Raw genomic sequence first — 16,084 nt, forward strand, 5'->3', positions numbered from 1 at the left:
GACTGCCATCGTGAATGCCGTCACTCCTATTTGTCTTCATCCTCGTCATCCTCGAAGTCCCGCCGATCCCGCTCGATCATGGCTCGTAGGACTTCTGCAGACTGTTCGAATACGGTGTGGAGGTGTGGGTCGGTCTCGTCGGCAGCGGCTTGCTCGTTCGCTGCGAGAGCCGCGTTGAGTTCGTCTGACACGCCATTGGACCCGCTCCAGTGGTGCGGGCGCGTGCCGTAGCTGACCTGCTCTTCAATCTCCGTTTGCATCTCTGCCCCGTTGTTTCGGGCGTTGGTCAACACGGCTAAGGCAAGCGCCGGGGACGTGGCTGCCCAAGTCTGAGAACTTGCAAGGCTTCGGACTAGCTCAGCTGTCTGCTCCGCATTCAAATCGGGGATGTGGGTGGCGATCGCATCGCCCAGTGACTGAGAGAAGGACTCGCCTCCGATGATCTCCAGTATCGAGTCGAGTGTGCCCGCTTCGGTTCCGGCCCGGATCTCGCTGACCAACCAGTCCGCAACCACGGTTGGTTGCATACGGAATGCCTCGATCAGCTCGTGATCGAGGCTGTGTCGTGACGTCTCGCTGAGGCCGTCGACCCCCATTAGCGAGTCGAGTATGAGCGCAAGATGGAGGGGCGCCAACTTGACAAGAATGTGTTGAGCCATCCATTCGGTCCAGTCACTCGCGACGATGAGCTTGATGACTTGGGCCGCATCGTCCGGACTCAGTTCTGCTGCCCAGTCCTCGTCGATCCGCCATGCGTCGAAGAGAACGCGCTCGATCGTCTTGGGCTCTGCTTGCTGCCCCATCAGGGCGTTCGCGGTGCTTGCAACGCTGGCTACAAGGTCGGGCCCCATGGATGCTAGGTACTCCTGGCAAACCGGCTCGGACGCATCCCTCATTCCCTGCTCTCTCAGATCGTGCAGGTCCGCTCGATTCTCTGATTCGAGGGAGTTGTACATTCGGGCAGCAGCGAGTCGTACAGCCTCTCGGGCGGTGCCCATCGACGTGAGACGAACGAGCGCAGCCGGCCGGTCTGCCATTAGCAGACCGACCAGCAGAACATGAAGTTGCGCATCCATCACGGGGTGTTGCGCGTCCTCCACACGCTCGATCAGGCCTGGGAGGTATTGACGTCGTTCGACCGCGACTGCTTGGAACAGCATTGCCAGGCCGTCTCGGTCGTCCTCTAGGGCGAGAGCAATCTCATCGAGGGTCTGCGCTATCTGAGCCAATGACTCCTCCGAGAGGCCGGTATGCCAGAGGGAGTCCGCAACTTCGACAGCTTGTCTGCGTCTTGCGGCCGAGTCCCGTTCCATACGCCGCATGGCGGATTCGCTGTCGCCATCCAGGTCCGAATCCGGATCGCCCCATGCCTCGGCCAGTACACCGCGCTGGCTGGGTACGGTTGTGAAATGCGATGGCAGGAGAATCTCGGCGAGATCATCATCAACAAGTTGATCCAGCTGGACGAGAAGGCGATAGGCGCGCTTCTTGACCGTTGGCGATGCGGCACGTCGGGCGTGCCATTCGATCCCTCGTCGTATTAATCGGCGAACTACATGGCCCGCAGTGCCGTCGGCGATAGCTTCGAGCGCGGTCATCGTGTCCAGGTCGTCGGCTTCCCACGACTCGACTGCCTCCTGGTCAATCACAAGTCCGAATTGTCCATGCGGGGAGCGAAGCGTATCTGTCAGGAGTTTCACGGCCTGGGCGGCGCGGCGGATGTCGTCGGCAAGGCCTTGTTCGACTAGCACCGATCTGATTTCGTCTCGAATGGGGTGGGCCCATTCCGCGTTGACGAGGAACGGCTCGAACTGGATTGTGCGTCGATCAGCGAGACGAACGCGCGATCCTTCCTTCGCCAGTAGTGCGGTAAGCGGGAACAGCGGTGTTGCAGCATCGGAGGCCGCACCTGGTGTTTGTAGCCAGAGTCTGACGCGTTCGACGATCCTCGACGGGAAGCTTGGGTCGGCAAGGTTGCCGATGTCCGCCAGAGAATCGATGATCACTCGCCGCGGATGCTCCGTGAACTGATTGGTGGGGCGATTGTCGGTTCGGGCAAGTGACCAGATCTCGTCCAGCGCTTGCTCGAGAAGACTTGCGTCATTGCGTGCGCAATCGGCGAAGAGTTTCGGGAGCGTCTTCTCGACGTCGCCAACTTGGATTGGACGTCCGCCCCAGACGGAAACGAAAAGTTCGTCCTCGACCACCTCGCTCGGGTTCGAAGTGAGGTAGTTCAATCTCTCGCGAATTCGCAAGAGAGTTTCCATCAGCCTGACGGGTTGACTGAAGGCGAGGTCGGCGCTGGCGCCGAGGAACGCTTGCAACGTTCTTAGTGAAGCTACGTCGATGAACTCACGAATCTGATCCCAAATGGGTCCGATCACCGACGGCAAACCTTGGCTCGTGAGCCGCCATTCCAACGAAGCGAGGTTCGTAAGGAGCCGCCAATCATCACTGTCGCCGAACGCCGCCCAGAGCTCTGAGACAAATCCAGTGTCGCTGCCAAAAGCGATGGCCTCACTTTCAAGAACCTGATCTGCGAGCACCTCCGGAATGACTCGTGAGACCTTTTCCTTTGTCACGAAGGCGCCCTGTTCTGTGAGAGCCTTCGCGAGGCGGAGGACGTCGGTTCGTTTCATTCCGAGAAAATCGCCGATCACCAATTGTGTGTCTGCGTCTGTGAAATCAACGGTGCCAAGAGCGGCCACCGTGGCAAGGAATCTCTTGACGAGGTCGGTGTCGAATCCGTGGGGCGATCCGATGAGGACGTCCTCGTATCTTGCGAGAACCTGCCTTCTTATCCCGTCGTCAAGCCTGAGGTAGCCGGGTTGGAGTTCTCCGCGGCGAGCCAAGTTCAATGCGACCACGGCCACATAGGGAGCTTCTCGAGCCTGGTTGGCGAGGTGCTCCCCCAGTCCAGGTGGAAGGGTCAACCCGGCTGCCAAGTCCGCGACCATTGCGCGAGCCTCCTTGAGCGAGAGCTCCCCAACGTCGATGATCTCGATCTGCGAATCAGTCAAGCCGGCTCGGAATAGCACATTCTTGATCGGATCGATGCCCTGCCCCTCGAGCCCAAGATGAGTTGAGTGCCCTCAACGCTCCGTTGGTAGGCGAGAAGCGTGGACAGCTGATCTGGGTCCCGATGGATGTCATCGACGAAGATCGTCGCTGGGATCTGGGGCAATTCCTTGAGTGCGTCAACGTCGACCTGTCGGCCTGGGCCCAAGGTGAGGATTGGAATCTGGGGTGAGTCCTGTTCGGCTTCACTGAGCGCTTGCGCGAGGATTCTGGATTTGCCTCGCCCACCTGCGCCAGCCACGACGATGACGCTCGGCCAGTCACGATCGCGGTTCAGTGCGGTGCGTAGCTCCTCCAGTTCTCGGTCACGGCCGACCAGGATCCCTCTGTCGTTGATGAGATTGTTTTCGTCGGTTCGGGCCGCCAGAACCTGTTCCATCGAAAGGAAGGCATCTTCGCCTGGCGTCTGCAGGTACTGGCGCCGCCATTGTGGACCCCAAGTGTCGTCAAGGACTTGGCGGCGCTTGTGTAATGGGAGATCTTGGAGCATTCGTCCAAGCCCTCGCTGATCTAGGAGTTCCCATTTGGGATGTTCCAGCATTTCCTTCCGCGCTTCACTGGACGCTTCCCCGGAGAACGCCAGATAGTACCGGTCTGCGGTAAAGGTACCGGCCGCGATGTAGGCCTTCACGTCGCTAGCGGAGAGTGCGTCTTGGCGTTTGCATTGCCACGCGGCGGACGCGCCGTCACTGAAATCTCCTTCGAAGTCGATACCGTCCTGCTTGTCGCCCTTACGACCCCAGCGTTCCACTCTCGTTACGTGGACGAGCGGCTCCGGGCAGAAGCGGTGCACGCTGAGGAGCCGTTCAACGAAATCTTCGAACTCATCTGGAGACAAGAGTGGCGTTGGAACGAGGTCAGCGTTACGCCCCTCTGCGATTCTTCGCACGGCCTCTTTTGTCATGCGGCAATCCTCGCGTCTTATCTCTTCATTTGGAGGATCTTTCTCACGCCGTTTTTCAGGTCTCCACCCGGGCGGCAGTGCGTCAGGATACTCCGGCTGTCTGCCAGCGCGTGCGCGCGCTCGCGTCGCAACGCCTGTGACCCCTCGCGGTACTGATGCGGTCCGGCCTTTCATGATCCATTCGGTTGATACGCGCTGCAGACCCATACTCAGCGAGCTGGTTCAAACTACTTGATCCCGAGCGGGAGCTCTCAAGCGAATGCACGCAGGCGCTGCGTATTTCACATCTCGACGGTGCGTTCGATCCGGTTACTGCGGGACGGGCCAGCATGACTCTCAGGCCGACGCTCGCGCGCGCCCTTCGGCCGCCGAGCCGGTCGAGCTCGGCGAACAGTTCCGTCGCCCCACACTCGGTCAGGTGCCATTCGCGAGGTGCGGGCCTGGACAGCCCGCCACCTCGTCCAGTATCGCGATCGCATGAGATCGGCGATCGATATGACCGGGCTCAATCACCCTCCATTAGAGATGAAGCCTCGATGGTTTCGAGCTTCGGGTTGGGGGCCGACTCCCCCGGATACAACAGGCCGCGCAAATCGTTGTACAACCCGGCGAGTCGAGCATGGAGGCGGACGTACTGCTTCCGAGCGTCCTTTACCCGCTGGGCTTCCGCTGCCTTTTTCTCGTACCGTCGAGCAGGGGTAAAGGAAGTCATGAGCATTCTCGAGGCGTCGAAACTCGAACTTGAACTCGCAGCCGAATCGGCCACGCCGGTAGTTGCTGCCGAATCGACGCCGAGCCATCCACACAACTCTTCATCGTGCATGGCCAAGACGACGCGAGGAAGTACGAGCTGGAGTCCTACCTCCAAGAGTTCACGGATGAGCCCCCGATCATCCTCCATCAGCAGCCAAATGGTGGGCGTGTGGTGATCGAGAAGTTTGAGGATATTCGGAAGTGCGTTGCTACCTCGCTATGTGGTTGCCGCCCACGGTGATCGAGCCATCGTCTCCCAAGCCCATCACGTCCACCTCGCTTGCTGCGTGTTTGAGAATCATGAAACGCATGCCAATCTGCTGCGTGTACGGCGCACTAATTTGCTGCCCGCCAGGACGGGTTCGCCGACCGTGGCAGGCCTTGTACTTGAGCCCGCTTCCGCACGGGCACGGACTATTCCGTGGGCTGTTCGGCACGCTGACTACAGCTTGATCCACCCTTGAGGTCGAACCGTCGATCATGATGTGTGCCCCGCGGTCGTCCCATGCAGCGATCACATGCGCAGCAAGCGGGATGCTACGAGCTGCCGTGGCCGCGTGATACCTACTTTCGCAGGGGATCGTTGGGTCAGGCGGCACTATGATGCTCGTCACTCGCTCACCAACGGTGGCCTCTAGCTGCGCGATTCGCTTAATCACTTCGGCGGTCATCTGAGCAAGAACGTCTGTGCGCCGCGACCGGTTGACCGCCTCAACTATCCTCGTGATTTCGCCCTGGTTCACATGGGCTGCCCCGCTCCCTATGGCGCCGACGGCAATTCCGTCCTCGATCGGTTCAAGAGCCAAGGTGAACGCCCCACCTACAGACTCGCCGATCGCGAGGTTGCTCACCGTGGCCACAACCGGCGCGAGCGCGCCGAACGCGCTCCGCTCATAACCCGCGAAGATAAAGGTCGCCGCCCTGTCAGCCAAACGCACACCCCGGAGCTGGCGAAACCTCTCGCTGCACCGCTGGGCGAAATCGTCCAGGGCAGCTCGCATCCTGCGCCCCTCCCCGGCACGGCAGAGCGCCTCTGCGGCCCACAAGTTTGTTTCGAGGTGCAGCGTGGGAGCCCTAGCGAGGCCGGTGAATGAATACGCGAGGCGGGCGTCAATGAACTCGACAACCCCGTTCTTCGTGTACTCATCGTCAGGGTCTGTCCCACCGCCTGAGACTCGTCGATCCGAGACGATTCCAGCGAAGTCTCGACCTGCAAATGCGATGCCAAGGGTCATGTGACAAATGCCCTCACTCGTTCCCGGAGGTGGAGGGAACAGCCAGGACAGGATGAAGGCGCCCGAAACGGATCAGCTTCGCTCGCTCGCTGAATCACCTGTCGTCGCTTCTCTCAGACGGATCAGAAGTCCCAGTCCTCATCCTCAGTCACCACGGCCTTGCCGATCACGTACGACGAGCCCGACCCCGAGAAGAAGTCGTGGTTCTCATCCGCGTTCGGGGAGAGGGCCGAGAGGATCGCCGGGTTCACGTCGGTGACCGAGGACGGGAACATCGACTCGTAGCCGAGGTTCATGAGGGCCTTGTTGGCGTTGTAGTGCAGGAACTTCTTGACGTCTTCGGTGAGGCCGACGCCGTCGTAGAGGTCTTGCGTGTACTGCACCTCGTTGTCGTAGAGCTCGTAGAGCAGCGAGAACGTGTAGTCCTTCAGCTCATCGCGCTTGGCCTGATCGACTCGCTCGAGTCCCTTCTGGAACTTGTAGCCGATGTAGTACCCGTGCACGGCCTCGTCGCGGATGATGAGGCGAATGAGGTCGGCGGTGTTGGTGAGCTTCGCCCGCGACGACCAGTACATGGGCAGGTAGAAGCCCGAGTAGAACAGGAAGCTCTCGAGCAGCGTCGAGGCGACCTTGCGCTTCAGGGGCTCGTCGCCACGGTAGTACTCCATGACGATCGCAGCCTTCTTCTGCAGGTTCTCGTTCTCGACCGACCAGCGGAAGGCGTCGTCGATGTCTTTCGTCGAGCACAGCGTCGAGAAGATCGACGAGTAGCTCTTCGCGTGCACCGACTCCATGAACGCGATGTTCGTGTACACCGCCTCTTCATGCGGGGTGATCGCATCGGGAATCAGCGACACCGCGCCGACCGTGCCCTGGATCGTGTCGAGCAGGGTGAGGCCGGTGAACACCCGCATCGTCAGCGTCTGCTCTTCAGGCGTGAGCGTGTTCCACGACTGCACGTCGTTCGACAGCGGCACCTTCTCGGGCAGCCAGAAGTTGTTGACGAGCCGGTTCCAGACGTCGACGTCTTTCTCGTCTTGGATCTTGTTCCAGTTGATCGCGTTGACGTGGGAGACGAGCTTGAGCTTGCCGCCGACGTGTGCCGGGTCGTTCTGTGCCGAGTTGACCGGGTCTGTGAGGGTCATGAGGTGCCTCTTTCGTTGTTCTGGTCGTCGACGCAGTGTCGACAAGTCTCTTTGAAGACGCCCTTGTTGGTGTGATGGCGAGTGTGGGCGCTCCGCACGCTTGAAGGCATCGGCCTGTCCTTGCGCACCGCTGACATTTTCGCGCGGGTCTCATCGCTGGCGGTCTTCCCGAAGTTCGGGTTGAGTTCGCCTCGTCGCATTTCAGAGAGCCGTTCGCGAGACTCAGCTGACATCGTGTGGCCGAAGCTCGGGTGATCGGCGCCGAACTTTCCGAAGTTCGGGTTCTCGGGTCCGCTGTAGCTGCCCTTCCGCATGGCAGACCACTTCGCCTTCTGTTCGTCAGAATGCGTGCGTCCCCACACGGGAGAGTCCGCACCGAATCGGTGGACGCCGGTCGGGCGCCCCCGCGCGCGATCGCCAGCCGCCTTCCGCTGCTCATCTGTCCAAACCACACCAGTCGGGCCGAGCCCACCCTCTGAGAGGTTCAACAGGCGGTCACCTGTCGCACGATAGAGCGCAATCCATCCGATCTCTGCGTGGCCGAGGTCTTCGCGAGTCGTCACAACATGCTCGAGCACAACGACCTCGTACGCGTCATCCGGACTCTTTCGCAGCCAGTCGTAGAACGGGGTCTTACGCCCCTTTCGAGCTACCTTTCGATGCTCACTCATTCGACGCCTCAAAGTCTTTGTGGTCTGCCCCACATAGCGATACTCGCCCGTGGCCCGCACTCGGAACCCATAGACGGTGCCCACGATTGGAGCTCCCTGCCCCAATTCTGGCGACCACTCGACTGTCTCGATCATGAGCTCAGAGCGTGCAGCTCACGCAAAGATCCAGCTCCGTGCCCTCGAGCGCCATCTGCCGCAGGCGGATGTAGTAGATGGTCTTGATGCCCTTCTTCCAGGCGTAGATCTGCGCGCGGTTGATGTCGCGCGTGGTCGCCGTGTCCTTGAAGAAGAGCGTGAGCGACAGCCCCTGGTCGACGTGCTGCGTCGCCGCGGCGTACGTGTCGATGACCTTCTCGTAGCCGATCTCGTAGGCGTCCTGGTAGTACTCCAGGTTGTCGTTCGTCATGAACGCCGCCGGGTAGTAGACGCGGCCGATCTTGCCTTCCTTGCGGATCTCGATCTTCGACGCGATCGGGTGGATCGACGCCGTCGAGTTGTTGATGTACGAGATCGACCCGGTGGGCGGAACTGCCTGCAGGTTCTGGTTGTAGATGCCGTGGTCCTGCACGGAGGCCTTCAGCTCCACCCAGTCCTGCTGCGTGGGGATGTGCACACCGGATGCCTCGAACAGCCCGGCGACCTTCGAGGTTTCGGGCACCCACGCGGCATCCGTGTACTTGTCGAAGAATTCACCCGACGCGTACTTGGAGTCGGCGAAGCCGTCGAAGCTCTCGCCGCGCTCGATCGAGATGCGGTTCGAGGCGCGCAGCGCGTGGAAGAGCACCGTGTAGAAGTAGATGTTCGTGAAGTCGATGCCCTCTTCGCTGCCGTAGAAGATGCGCTCGCGGGCGAGGTAGCCGTGCAGGTTCATCTGGCCGAGGCCGATGGCGTGCGACTTGTCGTTGCCGTCTTCGATCGAGCGCACCGAGGTGATGTGGCTCTGGTTCGACACGGAGGTGAGGCCGCGGATGGCAGTCTCGACGGTCTTGCCGAAGTCGGGCGAGTCCATGGTGAGGGCGATGTTCAGCGAACCGAGGTTGCAGCTGATGTCTTTGCCGATGACGTTGTACGAGAGGTCTTCGTTGTAGGTCGTCGGCGTGTTCACCTGCAGGATCTCGGAGCACAGGTTCGACATGTTGATGCGGCCCTTGATCGGGTTGGCCTTGTTCACCGTGTCTTCGAACACGATGTAGGGGTATCCGCTCTCGAACTGGATCTCGGCAAGGGTCTGGAAGAACTCGCGCGCGTTGATCTTCGTCTTCTTGATGCGCCCGTCGTCGACCATGGCGCGGTAGTTCTCGCTGATCGGCACGTCGCCGAAGGGCTTGCCATAGACCTTCTCGACGTCGTACGGCGAGAAGAGGTACATGTCTTCGTTGTTCTTCGCGAGCTCGAACGTGATGTCGGGCACGACCACGCCGAGGCTCAGCGTCTTGATGCGGATCTTCTCGTCGGCGTTCTCACGCTTGGTGTCGAGGAAGCGCAGGATGTCGGGGTGGTGCGCGCTGAGGTACACGGCGCCGGCGCCCTGGCGTGCGCCGAGCTGGTTGGCGTAGCTGAAGCTGTCTTCGAGGAGCTTCATGACGGGGATGATGCCCGACGACTGGTTCTCGATCTGCTTGATGGGCGCGCCGGCTTCACGGATGTTGCTGAGCGACAGTGCCACACCGCCACCGCGCTTCGAGAGCTGGAGGGCCGAGTTGATGCCGCGGGCTATCGACTCCATGTTGTCTTCGATGCGGAGCAGGAAGCACGAGACGAGCTCGCCGCGCTGCGCCTTGCCCGTGTTGAGGAACGTGGGGGTGGCCGGCTGGAAGCGGCCGCCGATGATCTCTTCGACGAGGTCGACGGCGAGCTGCTCGTCGCCCTGGGCGAGGCCGAGCGCCGTCATGACCACGCGGTCTTCGAAGCGCTCGAGGTAGCGCTTGCCGTCGAACGTCTTGAGCGTGTAGCTCGTGTAGTACTTGAACGCGCCGAGGAAGGTCTCGAAGCGGAACTTCTTCGAGTAGGCGAGGTCGTTGAGCTTCTGGGTGAACTCGAACGAGTACTGGTCGAGCACGGCCTGCTCGTAGTACTCCTTCTCGACGAGGTAGTCGAGGCGCTCTTTCAGCGAGTGGAAGAAGACGGTGTTCTGGTTGACGTGCTGCAGGAAGTACTCGCGCGCCGCTTCACGGTCTTTCTCGAACTGGATCTCGCCGTTCGGACCGTAGAGGTTGAGCATCGCGTTGAGCGAGTGGTAATCCATCGCCGTGCGAGGTGCCTCGATCACTGAGACACCGTCTGCAATTGCTGAGTTCGCCAAAATGCGTCCAATCCATCGTCGACGGCGCGAACGTCGTCAGGGGTTCCGAATACTTCGAAGCGGTAGAGGTGCGGCACGTGGCACTTCGCGGCGATGACGTCGCCGGCGAGGCCGAAGGCCGTACCGAAATTCGTGTTGCCGGCGCTGATCACGCCGCGGATGAGTGCACGGTTGTGCGGGTCGTTGAGGAAGCGGATGACCTGCTTGGGCACCGCACCGTGCCCGTCGCCGCCACCGTAGGTGGGAACGACGAGCACATACGGCTCGTCGACCGTGAGCGCTTCGTCACGCGCGTACAACGGGATGCGGGTCGCCGAGCGACCGAGCTTCTCGATGAATCGTTGCGTGTTGCCCGAAACGCTTGAGAAGTAGACCAGGTTCGTCATGGTTCATCCTTCGCACTGCGTTCGCTTCCGGCTGCTCCCCCGAGCGACCGGAGGGCCGCTATGCGAGGCGTGAGGCGAGTTCGTCGATCTTGTCGGGGCGGAAACCGGACCAGTGACCTTCGTCGGTGATGACGACCGGCGCCTGCAGGTAACCGAGCTCTTTGACCTGCGCGAGGGCGTTCTCGTCGACAGACAGGTCGAGCACTTCGTACTCGATGCCCTTGCTGTCGAGGGCACGATACGTGGCGTTGCACTGCACGCACGAAGGCTTCGTGTAAACCGTTACCGTCATTGTCTTCCCCTCGTTCTCCGGGCTCCCGAGGGAGCTCGCCCCCAGTACCTCACTGGACTTCTAATACTACATCTAGTGCCTGTGTAACTGAACTGCCACAACATGCTGTAGTTACATTCGTGTAGTTATCCACCGGTTTCTCCACCGGCTGTGCACAACGGATGTCGCGACGATCGGCGGATTCTCGCGGGTGGCCCCGAGGTTATCCACATGCGGCGAGCTGGACAACTCTTCGCCTGTGGACGGATGCCGGGCGTGTCGCGGCGTGTCGCCCGGCACGATCCCTTGGGCCTGCTCGACCCGCCGACCCCTACATATGGTGTTGTGACTCCAACGATGCCACCACCCACCGACATTCCTGGGGCGCGTCCGCGCACCCGCACTCGCGCCCGTGTCTGTGCCCGCACCTCTGCCTGCACCGCGGATGAGGCAGAACGATCGGGATTGCGGCGTGTCGGGGCATCCGCCTCGGCGTGGCGCGCGAATCTGCCTCATCCGCGGGAGTGGGAGAGCCCAAAGGCGCGCAGTGATGACCGACTCGCCCTGCGGTCGAGTAGCCAGCGAAGCAGGCATATCGAGACCCCCCTCCCCGGCGGTCGAGTAGCCCGCGAGCGCCCGGATGAGGCAGATTCATCGCGACCGCGGCGTGTCGGGGCATCCGCCCCGGTGTGTCGCCCGAATGTGCCTCATCCGCGGGAGTGGGATCGCAGAGGCGCGTCGGGACTCACTCGCGCAGCGGTCGAGTAACTCGCGAAGCAGGCGTATCGAGATCCCGACCGCGCCACCCGACCCCAGCTCGATGCGGCCGTCGGACGGGCTGGGTAGCCTGACCCCGAGCAGGAGGAAGGACTCGACGATGACCCTGTACGTGACATCCGCCGATGGCACCCGCATCGCCTACGACATGGAGGGCTCCGGGCCGCCCGTGATCCTCGTCCACGGGGCGATGCAGTTCCGCGCGTTCGATCCCACGACGGCCGAGATGGCCACGATTCTCGCGTCCCACGGCTTCACCGTCGTGAATTACGACCGGCGCGGCCGCGGCGAGAGCCCGGCGGATGGTCCGATCACGCTCGCGCAGACCCTCGACGACCTGCGCGCGCTCATCGCCACCGTCACCGAGGGCGCCGACGACGCGGTCGCCCTGTTCGGCAGCTCGTCGGGCGGTGCGATCGCGCTCGCAGCCGCGGCATCCGGGCTCCCGATCTCGAAGCTCGTGCTCTGGGAGGTGCCGCTCGACGAGGAGCTCGGCTCGCAGGGCACCGAGTTTCTCGCCGGCTTGCGCGAGCGCATCGCGATCGGTGACGGCGACGCCACGATCGAGTACTTCATGAAGGACATGCCGCGCGAATGGCTCGAGGGCGCGAAGGCGAGCCCGGGCTGGCCGATCATGACCGCGATGGGCCCGAGCCTCGAGCCCGACTCGGAGTCGCTCGCGTGGACGCAGAGCGCTCCGCGCGCAGAGCTCTGGCGCGACGTCACCCAGCCCACGCTCGCACTCGTCGGTGAGGAGACCCTCGACTTCATGGGGCCGGCGGCCGATTCGATCGTGGCGGCGCTGCCGAACGCCGAGAAGCGCGTCATCCCGGCAGCCGATCACACTTGGGAGCCGAGAATCATGGCGCTGACGATCGCGGAGTTCCTCGTCGACTGAGCGAGCGGATGCCGCCACCCAGGCTTTGCGGCCACCGCCCGATCGGTGGGCGAAGGGTGTAGTGCTGGGGCCTGTCAGGCATCGGCGATCGTTCTGAGAGTCGAGATGACGACCTGGAACCTGGCCCGCGAGGAGGGACTGAGCGATGACCGCTTGGACAGAGGACGAACTCGATCGCATCGGACGCGCCGGCGAGCTGCGCATCGCCGGTATGAAGCGCGACGGCTCCCTGCGGAAGCGCGTCATCATCTGGTCGGTGCGCATCGGCGATGCGATCTACATCCGCTCGGTCAACGGTCCGGATGCCGCATGGTTCAGAGGAACCCAGATTCGCGGCGAAGGGCGCATCGAGGCCGGCGGAGTAACGAAAGACGTGACCTTCCATCGCACCGACGAACTGGACGCCGAGATCGACGAGGCCTATCGGGCCAAGTACGGCACGGGAAGCGGCGGCGTGCGGGCCATCACGAGTGACGCCGCCACGAGCACGACCCTTCGGGTGGATCCACGCTGACGACTGGACCGAAAGCTGACGTGTCAACCAATGATCGGGTAGCCTCGAAGGCATGTCCGAGGTGTCCGAGATCGACGAGTCCGAATGGGCTCTCTGGAGCGACTTCGTAGCCATGCACAACCACCTGGCCCGCGAGCTCGACCGCCGACTCCAACGCGACGCGGGCATCTCGCAAGGCGACTACGGCGTGTTGCTCACGCTCTTCAAGGCCCCTGAGCATCAGCTCCGACCGAGTGCCCTCGGCGAGAAGATCGGCTGGGAGAAGAGCCGGGTGTCGCACCAGCTCACGCGCATGGCGACCCGCGGGCTCGTCGAGCGCGTCGAGCACGACACCGACGCCCGCGGCACGCTGGTCGTGCTCACGAAGGCCGGCCGCCTCGCCCTGCTCAAGGCGATGCGCGATCACGCGATGGCGATTCGCAGCCTCTTCCTCGACCATCTCGAGCCCCACGAGAAGCAGGCGCTGACGGATGTCTCGTCCCGCGTGCTCGGGCGCCTCGCCAGTCCGGCGGTCGAGTAGCGCCCGGCGAAGCCGGCCGCCTATCGAAACCTTTGGGTTGAGCAGCGCCCGGCCAGTCCGGTGGTTGAGTAGCGCCCGGCGGAGCCGGCCGCGTATCGAAACCACACCCGTGAAGCGACGATCGACCCCAAGCAGACGGCCTAGCTCTTCGCGTCCTTCGCGGCGGCCTTGGCCGCTTGCTTCGTGGCACGCACCTTGACGAGCGACTCGGGGTCGACGATGTCGGCGACCGAGCGGTACACGCCGTCTTCGCCGTAGTGGCCGGCGGCCTCGCGCCATCCGCTCGCCTGAAGCCCGAATTGCTTGCCGAGCAGCGCCAGGAAGATCTTCGCCTTCTGCTCGCCGAAGCCGGGCAGTGACTTCAAGCGGCGCAGCACCTCGGCGCCGTCGGGGTCGCCTTGCGTCCAGATGGCGGATGCGTCGTCGCCCCAGTCGTCGCGCACCGCCACGGCGAGCGCCTGCACCCGCCCCGCCATCGAGCCCGGGTACCGGTGCACGGCCGGCGTCTGCTTGAACACCTCGACGAATGCCTCTGGGTCGTAGTCGGCGATCGCAGCGGCGTCGATCGTGCCGATGCGCTGGCGGATCTTCTCGGGCCCGGCGAATGCGGATTCCATCGGCACCTGCTGGTCGAGCAGCATGCCCGTGAGCAGTGCGAACGCGTGGTTGCCGAGCAGCTCGTCGGCGGCCGTGTCTCCGGTGAAGTTCAGCGCCATGGGGTCAATCTTCGCAGTTCGGGTGTGGTTTCGATACGCGTCCGGCTGCGCCGGGCGCTACTCAACCACCGGGGTGCGAACGTCAGGGGTCGGTGCCACGATGAAGCCGATTGCCCATCGAGAAGGAGAGCACACCCAATGGACTGGAAGATCGAACTCATCTTCGTGCCCGTCACCGATGTCGACCGAGCGAAGGACTTCTATGTGAACAAGCTCGGCTTCAACGCCGACCACGACCAGCGGGTCTCCGAGACGTTGCGCTTCGTGCAGTGCACGCCGCCCGGCTCGGCCTGCTCGATCGCGTTCGGCGAGGGCATCGGCGGCACGCTGCAGCCGGGCCAGCAGGACTCGATCCAGGTCGTCATCCTAGACGCCGACGCGGTGCTCGCCGATCTCCACGCGAACGGCGTCGAGGCCGAGGGCGTTGACGAGCAGCCGTGGGGCCGCTTCGTCACCCTGAACGACCCCGACGGCAACAAGTGGACCCTGCAGCAGTTGCCCAATTACGGATAGACCCCGCCACCGGGTTCACGGGTTGGTTTCGATACGCTTCCGGCTCCGCCGGGCGCTACTCAACCCAAGGGTTTCGATACGCTTCCGACTACGCGCGGGCGCTGCTCAACCACCGGGCGTGCGGGCAGACCTGAATTGGGGCCAGCGCACGCAGCGTGGCGCATGGGAAACTCTGCTCATCGCGCGCCACATCGGTGCCGAAGATTGAGGCCGCTCTTCATCGCAGAGGAAGGCATCGTCATGACATCCGTCGACAACGCCGACCAGCCAATGCGCGCTGCTCCGCACGGCGTGCTCGCCCGGCATCCGCTGACGTCGTTCTTCGTCATGGCCTACGCCTTCTCGTGGCTCGTGGAGTTGCCGGTCGTGCTCTCCGAGACGGGCACCGGCCTCTTGCCCTATACGCTTCCGAAACCCGTCATCGCACTCTCGATCGCCGGCGCGACTTACCTGGGCCCCACCGTGTCCGCGTTCATCATGACGGGCGTGACCCAAGGGCGCGCGGGCGTTCGACGCTTGTTGCGTCGGTACGTGCAGTGGCGCGTGGGGGTTCAGTGGTACCTGTTCGTGCTCCTGGGCATCCCAGTCATCATCCTCTTGGGCGCGATCGTGGTGCCTGGGGTCCTGGGTTCGTTCCAGCCGCTGACGCTCTCGTTGATCCTCGCCTATCCCCTGGCGTTCGCGACGACCTTCCTCCTCGGAGGTCCGCTGGGCGAAGAGCCCGGCTGGCGCGGATTCGCCCTGCCCCGGTTGCAGCGGCGGAACGGCCCATTGGTCGGAAGCATCATCCTGGGGGTCTTGTGGGCGCTCTGGCACCTCCCACTGTTCTGGAGCGGCGTGTGGACGCCGCCCACGATTCCGAACATCCTCATGTTCATCGTGATGATCACCGCCCTCACGATCATGATGACGTGGGTCTTCAACCACGCGAACGGCAGCCTCCTCATCACCATGCTGATGCACGCGTCCTTCAACACCTTCGCCAACAAGGTGGAGGCGCCACTCTTCCCCGCTCCGATCCTGAACGAGTTCGGACTCCTGCCGGTGCTGATCGGCTTCACCGTCACGGCGTTGGTGCTGATCGTAGTGACGCGGGGCCGGCTCGGGTACGAGCACTACCACCCGGAAGAGGTCGCTGAGGCGGGCTCCCGGCGCGAGGTGCAGAAGAGCGCGTAGCCGAGCGGATGTCGGCGCGCCACCGGCGCGGCACCGCTCGTCTCGACCTTGCAGCACGCGAGTGGTTTCGATACGCGGCCGGCTCCGCCGGGCGCTACTCAACCACCGGGTTCAGCCGACGCCCTGGGGACCTTCTCTCCGGAGACGAGCGCGTCAATTCGCGACAACGGCGGCCCAGATCGGGCTCCGGATGTCGCGAATTGACGCGCTCGCGGCGCCGGGCGG

Annotated in this window: 16 protein-coding genes; 6 read left to right on the plus strand and 10 right to left on the minus strand. The window is 63.0% G+C overall.

Features of this window, described 5'->3' with window-relative positions:
• Positions 1-26: 26 nt before the first annotated feature.
• From J7E25_RS09835 to J7E25_RS09845, 3 genes are all read right to left on the minus strand, one after another.
• Complete coding sequence (locus tag J7E25_RS09835) at positions 27-3,020, minus strand: hypothetical protein (RefSeq protein WP_214869940.1); 2,994 nt, start codon at positions 3,018-3,020, stop codon at positions 27-29.
• Positions 3,017-3,982, minus strand: coding sequence for a restriction endonuclease (locus J7E25_RS09840; RefSeq protein ID WP_214869941.1), 966 nt, complete (start codon positions 3,980-3,982; stop codon positions 3,017-3,019). Before J7E25_RS09840 ends, J7E25_RS09835 begins: the two co-directional genes overlap by 4 nt.
• 505 nt (positions 3,983-4,487) lie before the next feature.
• Complete coding sequence (locus J7E25_RS09845; RefSeq protein ID WP_214870074.1) at positions 4,488-4,883, minus strand: hypothetical protein; 396 nt, start codon at positions 4,881-4,883, stop codon at positions 4,488-4,490.
• Between J7E25_RS09845 and J7E25_RS18440 the strand changes: the two genes are divergently transcribed.
• Positions 4,800-4,976: a hypothetical protein gene (locus tag J7E25_RS18440; RefSeq protein WP_214869942.1), complete on the plus strand. Its 177-nt coding sequence runs from the start codon at positions 4,800-4,802 to the stop codon at positions 4,974-4,976. The genes J7E25_RS09845 and J7E25_RS18440 overlap by 84 nt on opposite strands.
• Here the strand turns inward: J7E25_RS18440 and J7E25_RS09855 are convergent.
• From J7E25_RS09855 to nrdH, 6 genes are all read right to left on the minus strand, one after another.
• Positions 4,945-5,970, minus strand: coding sequence for an SEC-C domain-containing protein (locus J7E25_RS09855; protein ID WP_214869943.1), 1,026 nt, complete (start codon positions 5,968-5,970; stop codon positions 4,945-4,947). The two genes, J7E25_RS18440 and J7E25_RS09855, sit on opposite strands and share 32 nt — an antisense overlap.
• A 122-nt stretch (positions 5,971-6,092) precedes the next feature.
• Positions 6,093-7,115, minus strand: coding sequence for a class 1b ribonucleoside-diphosphate reductase subunit beta (nrdF, locus tag J7E25_RS09860; protein WP_129519652.1), 1,023 nt, complete (start codon positions 7,113-7,115; stop codon positions 6,093-6,095).
• On the minus strand, positions 7,112-7,921 hold the full coding sequence (locus tag J7E25_RS09865) for an NUMOD3 domain-containing DNA-binding protein (RefSeq protein ID WP_214869944.1): 810 nt from the start codon (positions 7,919-7,921) through the stop codon (positions 7,112-7,114). The genes nrdF and J7E25_RS09865 overlap by 4 nt, the downstream gene beginning before the upstream one ends.
• 4 nt (positions 7,922-7,925) lie before the next feature.
• The gene (nrdE, locus tag J7E25_RS09870) at positions 7,926-10,031 is read right to left on the minus strand and encodes a class 1b ribonucleoside-diphosphate reductase subunit alpha (RefSeq protein ID WP_214870064.1); all 2,106 of its coding nucleotides are present in this window, start codon (positions 10,029-10,031) and stop codon (positions 7,926-7,928) included.
• 20 nt (positions 10,032-10,051) lie between these two features.
• A complete protein-coding gene (nrdI, locus tag J7E25_RS09875) occupies positions 10,052-10,474 on the minus strand; it encodes a class Ib ribonucleoside-diphosphate reductase assembly flavoprotein NrdI (RefSeq protein ID WP_214869945.1) in 423 nt (140 codons plus the stop codon).
• 58 nt (positions 10,475-10,532) lie between these two features.
• On the minus strand, positions 10,533-10,766 hold the full coding sequence (gene nrdH, locus J7E25_RS09880; protein ID WP_026481845.1) for a glutaredoxin-like protein NrdH: 234 nt from the start codon (positions 10,764-10,766) through the stop codon (positions 10,533-10,535).
• 856 nt (positions 10,767-11,622) lie between these two features.
• On the opposite strand from nrdH, the gene J7E25_RS09885 reads away from it, so the two are divergent.
• The 3 genes from J7E25_RS09885 to J7E25_RS09895 all read left to right on the plus strand — a co-directional run bounded on the left by J7E25_RS09885 (position 11,623) and on the right by J7E25_RS09895 (position 13,454).
• Positions 11,623-12,420, plus strand: a complete 798-nt coding sequence (locus J7E25_RS09885; RefSeq protein WP_214869946.1) for an alpha/beta fold hydrolase — start codon at positions 11,623-11,625, stop codon at positions 12,418-12,420.
• Between the two features lie 145 nt (positions 12,421-12,565).
• Entirely contained in the window at positions 12,566-12,934 is a 369-nt protein-coding gene (locus J7E25_RS09890; protein ID WP_214869947.1) for a DUF2255 family protein, read from the plus strand.
• A gap of 52 nt (positions 12,935-12,986) precedes the next feature.
• On the plus strand, positions 12,987-13,454 hold the full coding sequence (locus J7E25_RS09895) for a MarR family winged helix-turn-helix transcriptional regulator (RefSeq protein ID WP_214869948.1): 468 nt from the start codon (positions 12,987-12,989) through the stop codon (positions 13,452-13,454).
• 140 nt (positions 13,455-13,594) lie between these two features.
• Here J7E25_RS09895 and J7E25_RS09900 read toward each other — a convergent pair whose 3' ends face one another.
• Positions 13,595-14,170: an HhH-GPD-type base excision DNA repair protein gene (locus tag J7E25_RS09900; RefSeq protein WP_214869949.1), complete on the minus strand. Its 576-nt coding sequence runs from the start codon at positions 14,168-14,170 to the stop codon at positions 13,595-13,597.
• Positions 14,171-14,308: 138 nt separating this feature from the next.
• On the opposite strand from J7E25_RS09900, the gene J7E25_RS09905 reads away from it, so the two are divergent.
• Positions 14,309-14,683 (plus strand): glyoxalase superfamily protein, encoded by a 375-nt coding sequence (locus J7E25_RS09905; RefSeq protein WP_214869950.1) that lies wholly within the window; start codon positions 14,309-14,311, stop codon positions 14,681-14,683.
• A gap of 240 nt (positions 14,684-14,923) precedes the next feature.
• Positions 14,924-15,859: a CPBP family intramembrane glutamic endopeptidase gene (locus J7E25_RS09910; RefSeq protein WP_214869951.1), complete on the plus strand. Its 936-nt coding sequence runs from the start codon at positions 14,924-14,926 to the stop codon at positions 15,857-15,859.
• Positions 15,860-16,084: the final 225 nt, after the last annotated feature.

The sequence above is a fragment of the Agromyces sp. ISL-38 genome, from assembly GCF_018613935.1.
Classification (GTDB): domain Bacteria; phylum Actinomycetota; class Actinomycetes; order Actinomycetales; family Microbacteriaceae; genus Agromyces.

What these genes read in the sequence shown, in the direction of transcription:
- J7E25_RS09885 (WP_214869946.1), top strand. Translation starts at nt 11,623, where the DNA reads ATGACCCTGTACGTGACATCCGCCGATGGCACCCGCATCGCCTACGAC.
- J7E25_RS09845 (WP_214870074.1), bottom strand. Translation starts at nt 4,883, where the DNA reads ATGGAGGATGATCGGGGGCTCATCCGTGAACTCTTGGAGGTAGGACTC.
- J7E25_RS09895 (WP_214869948.1), top strand. Translation starts at nt 12,987, where the DNA reads ATGTCCGAGGTGTCCGAGATCGACGAGTCCGAATGGGCTCTCTGGAGC.
- J7E25_RS09905 (WP_214869950.1), top strand. Translation starts at nt 14,309, where the DNA reads ATGGACTGGAAGATCGAACTCATCTTCGTGCCCGTCACCGATGTCGAC.
- J7E25_RS09900 (WP_214869949.1), bottom strand. Translation starts at nt 14,170, where the DNA reads ATGGCGCTGAACTTCACCGGAGACACGGCCGCCGACGAGCTGCTCGGC.
- J7E25_RS09840 (WP_214869941.1), bottom strand. Translation starts at nt 3,982, where the DNA reads ATGACAAAAGAGGCCGTGCGAAGAATCGCAGAGGGGCGTAACGCTGAC.
- nrdI (WP_214869945.1), bottom strand. Translation starts at nt 10,474, where the DNA reads ATGACGAACCTGGTCTACTTCTCAAGCGTTTCGGGCAACACGCAACGA.
- nrdH (WP_026481845.1), bottom strand. Translation starts at nt 10,766, where the DNA reads ATGACGGTAACGGTTTACACGAAGCCTTCGTGCGTGCAGTGCAACGCC.
- J7E25_RS09855 (WP_214869943.1), bottom strand. Translation starts at nt 5,970, where the DNA reads ATGACCCTTGGCATCGCATTTGCAGGTCGAGACTTCGCTGGAATCGTC.
- J7E25_RS09865 (WP_214869944.1), bottom strand. Translation starts at nt 7,921, where the DNA reads ATGATCGAGACAGTCGAGTGGTCGCCAGAATTGGGGCAGGGAGCTCCA.
- J7E25_RS09890 (WP_214869947.1), top strand. Translation starts at nt 12,566, where the DNA reads ATGACCGCTTGGACAGAGGACGAACTCGATCGCATCGGACGCGCCGGC.
- nrdF (WP_129519652.1), bottom strand. Translation starts at nt 7,115, where the DNA reads ATGACCCTCACAGACCCGGTCAACTCGGCACAGAACGACCCGGCACAC.
- J7E25_RS09910 (WP_214869951.1), top strand. Translation starts at nt 14,924, where the DNA reads ATGACATCCGTCGACAACGCCGACCAGCCAATGCGCGCTGCTCCGCAC.
- nrdE (WP_214870064.1), bottom strand. Translation starts at nt 10,031, where the DNA reads ATGGATTACCACTCGCTCAACGCGATGCTCAACCTCTACGGTCCGAAC.